A 13298-nucleotide genomic window follows, 5' to 3' on the forward strand; every position below is an offset into this window, starting at 1 on the left:
TCCCTCCTGGCACGGCGTGCCCATGTTCAGCACGGACCGAGCATCGGATTCGTCGCACAGCACTCTTGAGATTCGGCACCATGGCGGCCTTGTGGTCGTTGTCCAGTCCACCATGTTCTTCGCAGACGGCTCGACCAGCCCCTCCTTCAGCGCGGCCGACGCTTCCTTGCAGTGCGCGCGTCAACGGTGGTGCCCAACGCTCACCTGCGCAGAGCGCCTCGTGCCCATCACAAATGTTTCACGTGAAACATTTGTTCTACTGCTCGCACAAAAAGAGAGGAGCCCGGAGGCTCCTCTCTTTTTGTGCGTATCAGCCAAAACGCTATTCAGCGGCCGCTTCCGTGTAGCCGCGGGTCACGCCGGAGTCCACCTTCACGCCGGGGCTCATCGTGGAGGAAACCGTGACGGATTTCACGTACTTACCCTTGGCAGCGGCCGGCTTCATGCGCAGAATCTCATCGTACACGGCGCCGTAGTTCTCTGCCAGCTGCTCGGCAGTGAAGCTCGCCTTGCCGAGAATCACATGCGCGATGCCGTAGCGGTCGGCGCGATATTCCACGCGGCCGCCCTTGAGCTCGTTGATAGCCTTCGCCACGTCGTTCGTAACGGTGCCGAGCTTGGGGTTCGGCATAAGGCCGCGGGGGCCGAGAATCTTGCCAAGACGGCCGACCTTGCCCATCTGGTCGGGCGTGGCAACGGCGGCGTCGAAGTTGAATTCGCCGGCCTGAATCTGCTGCACAAGCTCGTCGGTACCCACGATGTCGGCGCCGGCTTCCTCGGCGGCACGGGCAGCCTCGCCCTCGGCGAACACGGCCACGCGCACGGTCTTGCCCGAGCCGTTCGGCAGACTCACCGTACCACGGAGCTGCTGGTCAGCCTGACGCGTGTCAATACCCAGGCGGAAGTCGGCGGAAACGGTCTCGTCGAATTTCGCCGTAGCGATCTCCTTCACGAGCTTCATGGCCTCAAGAGGCGCATACGGGGTGTCCGCAACCTTCTCGACGGCGGCGCGATAGTTCTTGGACAACTTGGTCATGATGCTTCCTTTCGTGGTTCGTAGCGGACGCGCAAGCGCCCTTCCACTTGTACGTTCAGGGTCGAAACCCTTTTACAACCTGCGTAACTAGTCTTCGTCGAGCGTCTTGCCCTGGAGCATTGCCGCCACCTTTTTGGACGGCACGTACTTCTTCTTCATCTCACGGCCTTCGATGCGCACTCCCATGCTGCGCGCAGTGCCGGCGATGATCTCCATGGCGGCTTCAACGGTGTTGGCGTTGAGATCGGGAAGCTTGAGCTCGGCAATCTCGCGAAGCTGATCCTCGGTGAGGGTTCCCACGGGCTGTAGCTGCGGAAGGCCCGATCCGCTCTGGATGCCGAGCTTTTCCTTGATAAGCACTGCCGCCGGAGGGGTCTTGCAGATGAAGGTGAACGACTTATCCTCATACACCGTGATCTCGACCGGGATGATAGTGCCGGACTGATCTTGCGTCTGGGCGTTGAACGCCTGGCAGAACTGCATAATGTTGACGCCCTGGGCGCCAAGCGCAGGGCCGACCGGAGGAGCCGGGTTTGCGGCACCGGCCGGAATCTGCAGCTTGATAAAGCCGGTTGCTTTCTTTTCAGCCATTGAACTATCCTTTCAGCTGAGCACAATTCTCAAACCTATATCAACAAAGCGGATGCTGTCGAATGAGAAGCCCCGGTCCACGCGGGCACGCGACACCGCTTGTGTTCGCGCTAGATCTTGGCCACCTGATCGAACGAAAGTTCGACGGGCGTTTCGCGTCCGAAGATGGAAACCATGACGCGCACTTTGCCGGCGTCGGGAGACACCTCGGACACCACCCCGTCGAACTCGGCAAGCGGCCCGGAAACCACCTTCACGGACTGGCCCACTTCGAGGCTCGAAGACACAGCCGGCTTCTTCTTGACATCCGTGCGCTTCATGATCTTGTTGTACTCGTCGCGCGTGAGCGGCGCGGGATTGCCGTCGGCCCCCACGAACCCGGTCACGCCGGGAGTGTTGCGAACCGCAGCCCAGCTGCGGTCGTCCAGCTCCATGCGGACGAGCACGTAGCCCGGAAACACCTTCTTCTCGCTCTCGACGCGACGGCCACCCTCTTTGATCTCGGTGACCATCTCCGTCGGGATCTCGATGCCGAAGACGTTGTTCTCGAGGCCCATCGTTTCGATACGCGTCTCAAGGTTTTTCTTGACCTTGTTCTCGTATCCCGAGTACGTATGCAGAACGTACCATTTTTTAGACACTGCGCGTCACATCCTTAGAACGGCGACGGTATGGCGGAAATGCCCATGAGGATGAGCGTGGAGATGTTGTCGAACGCGTACGTGAACACTCCGAAGAACACGAGGGCGACGGTCACGACGATGCTCCAGCGCAAAACATCCTGTTTTGTCGGCCACGTCACGCGCTTCAGTTCAGCACGCACATCTTTAAGGAACCCGAAACGCCGCTTTTTCGGAGCCGGCTTCTTTTCGCTCTTTTTTTCGACGCTCTTGCTCGGGGCCTTCTCCTGCTTGTTGCCGTCTGCTGCGGATTCCGCGCTCTTTTCCGACTTCTTAAAAAGCCGCTTCTTGGGCGCCTCGGTTGCGGCGGCACGGGCCTCGGCGTCCTTCTTCGCCTCGGCAGCGGCGACTTCTGCGGCGCGCGCTTGCTCCTTGCGGGCAGCACGGGCAGCGGATGCCTTCGCTCGCTGTGTCTTTGATTTCTTCGCCATCTGCTTCCTTAACCGGGGGATTGTGTATCCGTCTAAACGCCAAACAAGCAGCCTGTTTTCAAGCTGCTCATCGAAGCAACCTGAACGCAAGCTGCTCATAGCAATCGAGCTGGCAGGCCAGGAGGGACTCGAACCCCCAACATGCGGTTTTGGAGACCGCCGCTCTACCAATTGGAGCTACTGGCCTATTGCTCGTGCAAACCTCTGATGCGCTATCGAGTCTCTTTGTGCACGGTATGGCACCGGCACCACTTGCAGTATTTCTTCAACTCGAGGCGATCAGGATTGTTCTGCTTGTTCTTCTTGGTCGTGTAATTACGGCGCTTGCACTCCGTACACGCCAAGGTGACCAACGTACGCATGAATTCTCCTTCTGCCTTGTCTCGAAAACGAGCTCGATCGCATACACATGAATCTCATGAGCGGGGCCCGCGCAAGCGGGCCCCGCAGAATGCCGAACCGTGTTACTTGATGATCTTCGTCACGCGACCGGAGCCGACCGTACGGCCGCCCTCGCGGATAGCGAAGCGCAGGCCCTCTTCCATGGCGATCGGGTGAATGAGCTCGCCCTTGATCTCCACGTTGTCGCCCGGCATGACCATCTCGGTGCCCTCGGGAAGGTGGGCAACGCCCGTCACGTCCGTCGTGCGGAAGTAGAACTGCGGACGGTAGCCGTCGAAGAACGGCGTGTGGCGGCCGCCCTCTTCCTTCGTCAGGATGTAGACCTGGCCCTCGAACTCGGTGTGCGGGGTCACGCTACCGGGCTTGCAGAGCACCTGGCCGCGCACAATCTCTTCGCGCTTGATGCCGCGGAGCAGGCAGCCGATGTTGTCGCCGGCCTGGGCTTCGTCGAGCAGCTTGCGGAACATCTCGATGCCGGTGCAGACCGTGTTCTGGGTCTCCTTGATGCCGATGATCTCCAGCGGGTCGTTCACGTGCAGCGTGCCGCGCTCCACACGACCGGTGGCAACGGTGCCGCGGCCGGTGATGGTCATGGTGTCCTCGACGGCCATCAGGAACGGCTTGTCGATCATGCGCTCCGGCGTCGGGATGTAGGAGTCGACAGCCGCCATGAGCTCCCAAACCTTCTCCTGCCACGCTTTGTCGCCCTCGAGGGCCTTCAGAGCGGAGCCGCGGATGATCGGGGTGTCGTCGCCCGGGAACTCGTAGCTGTCGAGCAGCTCGCGAACTTCCATCTCGACGAGCTCGAGGAGCTCTTCGTCGTCGACCATGTCGCACTTGTTGAGGAAGACCACGATGTAGGGGACGCCGACCTGACGGGCGAGCAGGATGTGCTCGCGGGTCTGAGCCATCGGGCCGTCGGTGGCGGCGATAACGAGGATGGCGCCGTCCATCTGAGCCGCGCCCGTGATCATGTTCTTCACGTAGTCGGCGTGGCCGGGGCAGTCGACGTGCGCGTAGTGGCGCGTGTCCGTCTCGTACTCGATGTGGGCGATGGAGATCGTGATGCCGCGCTCACGCTCTTCGGGAGCCTTGTCGATGTTCTCGAAGGCCGTGAAGTCGGCATGCGCGGAGCCGTGGCTGCCGTCGTTCTCGGACAGCGTCTTGGAAATGGCGGCCGTCAGGGTCGTCTTGCCATGGTCGACGTGGCCGATGGTGCCGATGTTAACATGCGGCTTGGAACGCTCGAACTTCTCCTTAGCCATGTGTCATCCTCCTTATAGGGATTTGCTCTCGTGAAAGAAAAACAAAAAATAGCGACGCGCCCGCACAAGCGGACGCGATGAATACAATGGTAGCGGTGACTGGATTTGAACCAGTGACGCCACGGGTATGAACCGTGTGCTCTGACCAACTGAGCTACACCGCCAGGTAAACGTGGAGCCTGCGATCGGACTTGAACCGACGACCTCTTCCTTACCAAGGAAGTGCTCTACCGACTGAGCTACACAGGCGAAAATGGTGGGCGCGCTAGGATTCGAACCTAGGTAGGCATAGCCAACGGGTTTACAGCCCGTCCCCTTTAGCCACTCGGGCACACGCCCCTGTTTCGCTGCTTCAATTCATGTGTATTTTCAAGCTGCCTGCCGCGCGTCGAAATGCTTTCCGAACACGCGAGCAGGAGAATGATACGCTACGATCTTCGGCGTGTCAACCGCTTACACGCCCCCGGGCGTCTCTCCACTATTACTCCTTTTCTCGACCTCGCAGCCCAGAGAACCGAGCGTCTTCCGCTCACGCGCGGCTCGGCAGATCGAGAGATGCTTCAGCCAGCACGTGACCGCGAATCGCCCGGCGAAACTCGTTCAGGTAATACCCGTCCGCAAGGTCGAGTTTGCAGTCGAGCGCATACAGGGTGAGCGTGTAATCATGCGTCTTGTCGGGCGGCTGCGGGCCCACGTAGCGATGGATAAGGACAGGATTGGTGTGGCCTCCTGCGAACGGCGAGAAATCGCTGTTCGAGCCCTGCACGCACGGAATGGCACCCGCAGCGCTCGCGTTCTCAGGAATGAGCTTCGTCTCGGGCGGGAAATTGCATGCAATCCAGTGTATCCAGCAGAAGCCGCCGACCGGGATAGCGTCCCAATCCAAGAACGTGAGCGCGAGAGACCGTGCGCCGGCAGGCACGCCCTCGATACCAATGGGAAACGAGCGGATGGGATGGCCTTCCAGTTGGTATTCGATCGGCGCGTACTTGCCGTAACGGTCGGGCAGGAGCCCGTTCTCAAGATCAACCGATATGCGCATTGCGATCCCCTTTCCGAAAAGCCCATATGCAAAGCCGTAGAGGGCGGCGCGCACGTTCGCCAGGCTCGACCGCCGGCGGCCAGGCTCGACCGCCGACACCGCATCTCTGCGAGCGTCTTCAAGACGCGTATATATAGTATAGGCGAACCGTGAGCGCGAAACATGCCGGCATGCATCTGTTACGATCGTGCTTCGCTTATCGCCATCGCCCTTTGGGCACACGGCTCACCGACCGAAAGGAAGCCTCCATGGGCGGACCGAATCGCATCACGCACCCGCTCAAACCTATCTTCGACGAGCGTTCGCGAGCGCTCGTCTTGGGGACCATACCCTCCCCCGCCTCGCGAACGGCCGGCTTCTACTACGGGCATCCGCAGAATCGCTTTTGGAAGGTGCTCGCAGCCCTGTTCGCCGAGCCGGAGCCTCGCACGATCGAGGAGCGCACGGCGTTTCTTGTGACGCACGGCATTGCGCTCTGGGATGTTCTTTCCTCGTGCACCATCGAAGGCGCCTCGGACGCGAGCATCGCCAACCCGGTGCCCAACGATCTGTCCGTCATCATCAACGCTGCGCCCGTAAGGACCGTATTCACCACCGGCGCAAAGGCGTCGGCGCTCTACCGCAGGTTCAACGCCCCGCTGCTCGAACAGCTACCGCATATCGCTCTGCCGTCGACAAGTCCCGCGAACGCCCGCATGCGCCTGGCCGACCTTGTCGAGGCGTACCGTCCTCTACAGAACGCGCTCCGCCCGTAGGGGGACGGAGCGCGTTGTGCGCAGGTCGCCCAACGCACGCAACGTCGGAAACCGAGAATGTTACACGTCGAGTTCCATATACGTGTCGAACTCCTCTTGGACCTCCTTGGAGGGCTCCTTTGTGAGCAGAGACACCACGACGATGACGACAAGCGCCACCAAAAAGCCCGGGAGCAGCTCGTACACGCCAAACCAACCGCCGAGCGGGCTCACGAAGTTGTTCCAGACGATGACCGTAGCAGCACCGGACACCATGCCGGCAATCGCACCGGGAAGCGTCGTGCGCCGCCAATAGAGCGACAGCAGCATGAGCGGTCCGAACGAAGCACCGAAGCCGGCCCAGGCATAGGACACGATGGTGAAGATGGACGAATTCTGATCGAGCGAGATGAAGATGCCGAAAAGGAGCACAGCCACCAACGTCAAGCGCGCCACGATCATGACCTGGCGATCGGTTGCGTCGCGCTTGATGAGCCCCTTGAAGATATTCGTCGCCACGGCCGAGCCGGAGATGAGAAGGTACGACGAGGACGAACTCATAGCGGCCGCGAAGATGCCCGACACGACCAATCCGCAGAAGAACGAGGGCAGCAGCATGTGGGAGAGCACGATGAACACGCTTTCGGCAGCCGACTGAGTAAGGAACTCCGTCGGGATGACCGCGCGGCCGATGAGGCCGATACACACGGCCGACGCGAGCGAAACCACGAGCCAGATCATGGCGATCATACGAGACTTCTTGATCTCATTCGAATGGCGCACGCTCATGAAGCGCACGAGCACCTGCGGCATGCCGAAGTAACCAAGGCCCCAGGCCAATCCCGACACGATGGTGATAACGCCATAGGTGCCGGCGTCGGCGAACAACGGAGCTCCGTTCTCCACGATCTGATTGCCGGCCTCGTCCAAAACGGGCGTGGCTATTTCGGTGCCCGACAGGAAGCCGGGGATGGCCTGCAAAAACGCCACGGTGTTGTCGACGCCGCCCGCCGCGGCCACCGAGCCGATGAACACGGTCACCAGCGCGAAGAACATGAGCGTTCCCTGAATGAGGTCGGTCGTGCACACCGAAAGGTACCCGCCCATGAACGTGTACAAAAATACGATGAGCGCGCCGATAACCATCATGGTCGCGTAATCCCAGCCGAAGAGCGTGGAGAACAGTTTTCCGCAGGTGACAAAGCACGAACCGGTATAAATACTGAAGAACAAGAGGATGATGATGGCGGCAATGGTCATGAGGATATGCTTGTCATCGTGAAAGCGATTTGAGAAGAAGTCCGGCACCGTGATGGAGTTGTTCGCCTTCTCGGAGTACTTGCGCAGGCGCTTGGCCACGAATTTCCAGTTCAGGTACGTACCGATGGCCAAACCGATAGCCGTCCACATGGCATCCGATGCGCCGGTGAAATACGCGACGCCCGGCAAGCCCATGAGCAGCCATCCCGACATGTCCGACGCTTCCGCCGAGAGCGCGGTAAGCCACGGTCCCAAGCCGCGTCCGCCGAGAAAGTACTCCTCGCTCGACGAGTTCGATCGCTTCGCGTAGATGAAGCCGATGACCACCACCACGATAAAATAGATGAGCATCGCGAAAACGACCCAGAAATCATTGGAAACCATGGGCGGTTCCTTCCCCTCTCCTCGGACATGTCGACCGCAACGGGCAGATTATACGGCAAGGCGCGCCCGAGGACCGCGACGTTTCGACAGCGTGCAGGCAAAACGGCCGATACAGGCAATTCGCTGTCGGGAAAAGGAGGTGACGCGGCGGACGGATCAGGCCACCGCGTCGTCAGCACCTGTCTAGTGTTCCGCCTTCTCGGGATGGCCGTGCTCGTTCTGCCAGCGATCCCAGGTGGAGTAGCAGATGGCAGCCCGTTGCTTCTGGTCGGGATACTCATCCTTCTCGTAACGGGTAATGTGCTCCATGCATCTCGAAATGTACGTCTCTTTCTTCTCGTTCGCACGCGGGTCAGGAATGGGCATGGTAGCCTCCTTTCATCGGGTGGCCTCCATCCTACGCACACCGGTCGGAGACGGAACAGCCGAGCGTCGGTTGGTTGCAGCGGTTAGCAGAGCTGTCACGAAGCCGTGGCGCGCCCATGCGTCGCGGTCATCCGAGCGAACGCCGACCGAGTCCGCGCATAATCAGAAGCCGCTTTGGCCAAAGGCGCCGAAGGATGCGCTTCCGATGTTCCCTATCGCGGTTACGGACGACCGTTAAAACCCTAAATTTGAGTAGTTTTCATCAAGGTGAAAACGCTAAATTTTACGTTTTCAAATAATGCATCCCATTGTTAAAAAGAATCGATGTTCTTCCGCTTTGAATGGGTTTACCTTGTCTGGAAGCGGGTATCCCAAAGCCCGATCAGCCGCGAACCCGCAGTCGCTCTTTGACAACGCGAAAGAGACAGAACATGCAGGTTCACAGTTCGCCTGCACAGTATGCAACCGCGAGATCGATGAACGTATCGACGACGAGAGGCCGCACGATGTTCGTTTTGGAGCAGATATAGAGCTGTCTGAACGCTTTGGGCGCCTCGGCTATCTGCACGAGGTTGACTTCGTTGCAGTACGAATCGAGCAGCCACGATCGGCACGCGATCGCCATGATGTCGGGGTTTCCCGCCACGATGGACGTGAGCGTTATCTCGTCGGCGTACAGATAGTCGATCGAAAGGTCGTGCCCTTCGACGAGCTTGACGAGCTCGGGGCCGATAGGTCCTTTGAGGTTATACGATATTAGATAGTGATCGCGCAGCTCTTCAAGGGAAACCTTCGAACGCGAGCTGAAGGGATGAAGGCGGTTGACCACCAGCGCAGCCTCCTGAGTCCAGCACGGATCGAACCTGATCTCGGGATCGGGTCCCATCGTTCCGGCGAAGGCGACATCCACCACACCGTTTTTGAGGTTCTTAAGCAGAGCAGGCGTAGTTGACTGCTTTACGTTGATACGGATAGCGCCATGCGTCCGCTGGCGAAATTCGTAGATGATCCGCGACCAGTCCTCATCCTGCACGGAGTAAATGGCACCGATGTTGATTTCGGTTCGATTGAATTTGCCCTGCTTCTCGCGCAGAAGGGCCACGCCGTTGTCGAGGAAGTGCAGCGACGTGGCGACGTACTCGTAGAATGCGCGCCCGTCCTTGGTCAGCTCGACCGCGCCTTTCTTTTTCTCAAATAGCGACACGCCGAGCTCTTTCTCAAGCTTACTGATGGCAAGAGAGAGTGTCGGCTGGGTGATTGACATGATGCGGGCCGTGTCGTTTCGGCTCCCCGTTTCGACGAGCGACTTGAAGTAGTAAAGATGATCGAGGTTCATAACACCCCCTTATCGTTAGGGGCATGATACCACCCCCCGTCAAGAAAACGGGGGCACGGCGGAAGAAGGAGGAAGCATGGCAGGACCCGAATTCGACTTCGACAACATCAAGACAACCGAGGACGATGGAGTGTACGTCATCACCCTGGATCGCCCGGAAGCGCGCAACGCCATCAACTCCGCGATGTGGGCGGAACTCTGCGATGCGTTCGCCTACTTCGACCGCTCCGCCGATTTGGCGGTGGCCGTGCTGACGAACACGGGAAAGGTGTTTTGCGCCGGCGCGGACCTCAAGGAATACAATGCCAAAACGCTCGCTCCGCCCGCAGGGCGCGAAACCTGGGGAACAGGAGGCATGACGCGGCGCTACTGGAGCAAGCCCATCATCATCGCTGCAAACGGCAAAGTGGTCGGAGGCGGCGCCGAGATGCTGCTTGCAAGCGACCTCGCCGTCATCAGCGATGACGCGACGATATCGTTTCCAGAGGTCAAAAATGCACTTTTTCCCGGAGGAGGAGGCGCGCCGCTCAGGATCGGCCGCTCAATCCACCTTAAGCACGCCGTAGAGCTGCTGTTGACTGGACGTCCCATCGACGCGCAAACGGCGGTGCAGTGGGGTCTTGCAAACCGCGCCGTACCGGAAGACAAGCTCATGGATACAGCCCTCGACCTGGCTCGGGCCATCATGGCGAACGGACCTTTGGCGGTGCGCATGACCAAGCGCGCCGTCTACGACTGCATGGACAAGAGCTTCATTTCTGAATCAGACGGATGGCGCATGATGGAGGAGCTGAACGAGCAGGCGAAAAACTCCGAAGATGCGCATGAGGGCACCTCGGCGTTCATGGAAAAGCGCCCACCCGCTTGGAAAGGGCGCTGACAAGTCCATGGCGCGCAGTTTTCTCGACATGAAAGACGAGCTTCGGAAAAGAGAGGGATGAGCTTATGCGAGGGCTGGAAGGAATCAAAGTGGTCGAACTCACCGGATACGTCGCCGCGCCGGCGTGCCCGCGAATACTCGGCGAGATGGGGGCGACCGTCTACAAGATCGAGCCGGCCTCGGGCGACGAGTACCGGACGAACGGCCCTGCCTTCGGAATGCAAAAAACCGACATCGACGATCCGGCGTTCGACTTTGCCTCGCTGAACAAGAACTTCCTGAGCGTCAACCTGAAAACCGAGGAGGGCATGGCGTTTCTGCACACCCTTTTGGCCGACGCCGACATCATGCTCACGAGCTTCCGCGACAAGGCGCTCAAGAAGCTCCACCTCGACTGGGAGAGCGTTCATGCACGCCACCCCCATCTCGTATGGGGGCAGGTACGCGGCTACGGCGAATACGGACCCGAAAAGGATACGAAGGGATTCGACGCGACCGCCTACGGCGCGCGCGGCGGCTACCTGGCCAGCTTGTCGCAAGCCGGCGATCAGCCTATCAATTGGCCCGCGGCGATGGGCGACTGGAACACGTCGTTGGCTATCACCGCTGGTCTTCTGGGCGCGCTCGTGCGCAAAGACCGGACGGGCGTCGGCGACAAAGTGACGGTTAACCTGTACCATTGCGCGCTCTGGTCGCTGCAGATGATGCTTGGCGGCACACAGTTCGGCGATACATGGCCCAAGTCCCGTTACGACGCCACGTGCCCGACGAACAACACCTACTGCTCCAAGGATGGGATCTGGTTTCTCATCTGCTTCGGCAGCTACGACCTGTTCTACGAGCACACGATGCGAGCCATCGGGCTCGATCGTATGGTGGGCGATAAACGCTACGATACCGCAGAGGCCATCAACGATGGGAGCGGTCGCAACGCCGAGGTGGTCAGGATCATGGAGGAGCAGTTTCTCACCCGGGACTGGGAGTATTGGGAGCCGGTGTTCAAGGAGAAGGAAATCCCTTATCAACGTCTGTTCCGGCCCGAGGACGTGCTCAAAGACGAGGAGGCCTACGCCAATGACATCCTCCGTCCTTTGGAATACGATGCATTCGGCACAAAGGTGCTGCCCACCTCCCCCATCCGCTTCGACAGCCTGGGAGACCCCGTTCTGCGCAAGAGCCGACCGATCGGCTACGATACGGCCCGCATCATGCGAGCGTACGGCTATACCGACGAGGATATCGAGCGCCTCGACGGAAGCGCCGTGATCTGCTACGACGGCCCCGAGCTACCCGCGTCGGCACTCGAGCCAAGCTTTGGTCCCCGCTCCAAAGATCGGTAGCGAGAGATGCTACGCCGATCGCGCGCATCGCCGAGAAATGGGGCTGTTAAGCAGAGGGGATGCGGCGATCTTCGCAACCGCAACACGATAAGGAGGAGTCATGTCAGCTGAGAAAATAGCCAGGCAGGGCCTCACCGCCCGCCACATCGGCGTCGTGGTCACCATGGCGCTCACGCTCCTGACCGCCGTGGGCATCATCTTCACGGCGGCGGGCCTGTGCTACCGGCCGGTCTCCGAGCACTTCGGCGTACCGGTCTCGCAGGTCTCGCTCTACATCACGTTCGTCTACCTCGGCCAGATGGCGGGCGCGGCGCCCATGGGCTACCTGTTCGACAGGTTCAGCGCCAAGTCGGTGTGCGTCGCGGCGGCCCTCATGGTCGTCGTGCCCTACATGGGCTTCGCATTCTACCCGGCCATCTGGTGCTACTGGGTGGCGGGTTTCGTCATCGGGCTGGGACTGGTGTGCATCGAGTTCACGATGACCGCCGGCATCCTCTCCCGGTGGTTCCACACCAACTACGGCACCGTCACCGGCATCGTGTTCGCGATGACGGGCGTGGGCGGGGTCGTCTGGAACATCGTCGGGCAGTTCGTGCTCGGCCCGGAGCTTGCGGGCTGGCACACGCTCTACCTCATCTTCGGCGTGGCGATGGCGATCGGCACCGTGCCGTTCATCGCGATCTTCGTCAAGCGCACCCCGCAGGAGTGCGGAACGCTGCCCTATGGCATGCCGCTCGACGCCGCGGCGCAGGCCGCCGAGCTCGAGGCGGCGGGCGAGCAGGCCGCCGAGGAGCCGGGGTTCCGCGCCAAGGAGGTCCTCAAGATGCCCTTCTTCTGGACGCTGCTTCTGGGCGCGGGCCTTCTGAACACCATCACCACCATGTCGCAGCTCTTTGCCACCTACGTGCAGTTCCTTGGCCACGACGGCTGGGGCGGACAGGCGCTCGTGGCACTGCTTTTGCTCTCGGGCACTCTTGAGGCCTTCGCGAGCGCCGGGCAGGGCGGCGGCAAGGTGCTCATCGGGTTTGTCGAGTCGCGCTCCATCGTGGCCGCCCAGGCTATCGGCTACATCGGCGGCGTGATCGGGCTTGTGCTCATGTGGTGGCTGCCCCAACTCATGGGCGAGGCGGGCATCTGGCCCATGTTCTGCAGCGGACTGTTCTACGGCCTGGCCTACGCCTGCTCGACTGCGATGCTGCCCTTCCTCGTGCGCGAGGTGTTCGGCGGGCGGGACTTCGACAAGATCTACTCGTGGATGATCACCGTCTTCAACGGCATCGGGGCGCTCGGGGCCACCGGCTGGGCGCTCGTGGCCGAGGGCTTCGGCTGGCACGGCTTCTTCATCGGAGGGCTGATCGTGCTCACGGTGACCTTCGGGCTTTTGCTCTACACCTGGAAGGCGGGGGACAAGGCGCGCCGAAGGGCCTGGTACAAAGACGACGCCCAGCTCGCCGCGGAGGCGGCGGCCGAGGCCGAGGCTGCGGCCGAGGGCGCCTAGGGCCTGCAGGGCTTGCCGGGCGCGGGGAGGGTCGCCCCTTCCCGCCCCGCGCC

14 protein-coding genes and 4 tRNA genes are annotated in these 13298 nt (G+C 60.7%); 4 read left to right on the top strand and 14 right to left on the bottom strand.

The features are described from left to right. Positions 1-322 precede the first annotated feature (322 nt). The 11 genes from rplA to C2L71_RS10285 all read right to left on the bottom strand — a co-directional run bounded on the left by rplA (position 323) and on the right by C2L71_RS10285 (position 5447). The gene (gene rplA, locus C2L71_RS10235) at positions 323-1036 is read right to left on the bottom strand and encodes a 50S ribosomal protein L1 (protein ID WP_103265662.1); all 714 of its coding nucleotides are present in this window, start codon (positions 1034-1036) and stop codon (positions 323-325) included. Positions 1037-1123: 87 nt separating this feature from the next. Next, positions 1124-1627, bottom strand: coding sequence for a 50S ribosomal protein L11 (gene rplK / locus C2L71_RS10240; protein WP_103265663.1), 504 nt, complete (start codon positions 1625-1627; stop codon positions 1124-1126). A 110-nt stretch (positions 1628-1737) separates the two neighbouring features. After that, positions 1738-2268, bottom strand: a complete 531-nt coding sequence (nusG, locus tag C2L71_RS10245) for a transcription termination/antitermination protein NusG (RefSeq protein WP_103265664.1) — start codon at positions 2266-2268, stop codon at positions 1738-1740. 14 nt (positions 2269-2282) lie between these two features. Beyond that, positions 2283-2738 (bottom strand): preprotein translocase subunit SecE, encoded by a 456-nt coding sequence (gene secE / locus C2L71_RS10250; RefSeq protein WP_157938966.1) that lies wholly within the window; start codon positions 2736-2738, stop codon positions 2283-2285. A gap of 110 nt (positions 2739-2848) precedes the next feature. Next, positions 2849-2925, bottom strand: a tRNA-Trp gene (locus tag C2L71_RS10255). 25 nt (positions 2926-2950) lie between these two features. Next, entirely contained in the window at positions 2951-3100 is a 150-nt protein-coding gene (gene rpmG / locus C2L71_RS10260) for a 50S ribosomal protein L33 (protein WP_103265666.1), read from the bottom strand. 102 nt (positions 3101-3202) lie between these two features. Next, positions 3203-4405: an elongation factor Tu gene (tuf, locus tag C2L71_RS10265; protein ID WP_103265667.1), complete on the bottom strand. Its 1203-nt coding sequence runs from the start codon at positions 4403-4405 to the stop codon at positions 3203-3205. Between the two features lie 87 nt (positions 4406-4492). Beyond that, positions 4493-4569, bottom strand: a tRNA-Met gene (locus C2L71_RS10270). 9 nt (positions 4570-4578) lie between these two features. Continuing rightward, positions 4579-4654 (bottom strand) — tRNA-Thr (locus tag C2L71_RS10275). Between the two features lie 5 nt (positions 4655-4659). Then, a tRNA-Tyr gene (locus C2L71_RS10280) sits at positions 4660-4744 on the bottom strand. A 190-nt stretch (positions 4745-4934) separates the two neighbouring features. Then, entirely contained in the window at positions 4935-5447 is a 513-nt protein-coding gene (locus C2L71_RS10285; protein WP_103265668.1) for a YbhB/YbcL family Raf kinase inhibitor-like protein, read from the bottom strand. 248 nt (positions 5448-5695) lie between these two features. Between C2L71_RS10285 and C2L71_RS10290 the strand changes: the two genes are divergently transcribed. Continuing rightward, on the top strand, positions 5696-6202 hold the full coding sequence (locus tag C2L71_RS10290; RefSeq protein WP_103265669.1) for a DNA-deoxyinosine glycosylase: 507 nt from the start codon (positions 5696-5698) through the stop codon (positions 6200-6202). A 60-nt stretch (positions 6203-6262) separates the two neighbouring features. On the opposite strand, the gene putP is transcribed toward C2L71_RS10290, so the two are convergent. The 3 genes from putP to C2L71_RS10305 form a co-directional block, all read right to left on the bottom strand. Further along, entirely contained in the window at positions 6263-7825 is a 1563-nt protein-coding gene (gene putP, locus C2L71_RS10295; RefSeq protein ID WP_103265670.1) for a sodium/proline symporter PutP, read from the bottom strand. A gap of 183 nt (positions 7826-8008) precedes the next feature. After that, positions 8009-8191, bottom strand: a complete 183-nt coding sequence (locus C2L71_RS10300) for a hypothetical protein (RefSeq protein WP_103265671.1) — start codon at positions 8189-8191, stop codon at positions 8009-8011. A gap of 439 nt (positions 8192-8630) precedes the next feature. Beyond that, positions 8631-9527, bottom strand: a complete 897-nt coding sequence (locus tag C2L71_RS10305) for a LysR family transcriptional regulator (RefSeq protein ID WP_103265672.1) — start codon at positions 9525-9527, stop codon at positions 8631-8633. A gap of 76 nt (positions 9528-9603) precedes the next feature. Here C2L71_RS10305 and C2L71_RS10310 point away from each other — a divergent pair, with 76 nt between their 5' ends. From C2L71_RS10310 to C2L71_RS10320, 3 genes are all read left to right on the top strand, one after another. Then, positions 9604-10407, top strand: a complete 804-nt coding sequence (locus C2L71_RS10310; RefSeq protein WP_103265673.1) for an enoyl-CoA hydratase/isomerase family protein — start codon at positions 9604-9606, stop codon at positions 10405-10407. A gap of 65 nt (positions 10408-10472) precedes the next feature. Next, positions 10473-11747 (top strand): CaiB/BaiF CoA transferase family protein, encoded by a 1275-nt coding sequence (locus C2L71_RS10315; RefSeq protein WP_103265674.1) that lies wholly within the window; start codon positions 10473-10475, stop codon positions 11745-11747. Positions 11748-11847: 100 nt separating this feature from the next. Beyond that, a complete protein-coding gene (locus C2L71_RS10320) occupies positions 11848-13245 on the top strand; it encodes an MFS transporter (RefSeq protein ID WP_103265675.1) in 1398 nt (465 codons plus the stop codon). Positions 13246-13298: the final 53 nt, after the last annotated feature.

The sequence above is a fragment of the Enteroscipio rubneri genome, from assembly GCF_002899715.1.
Lineage (GTDB): Bacteria > Actinomycetota > Coriobacteriia > Coriobacteriales > Eggerthellaceae > Enteroscipio > Enteroscipio rubneri.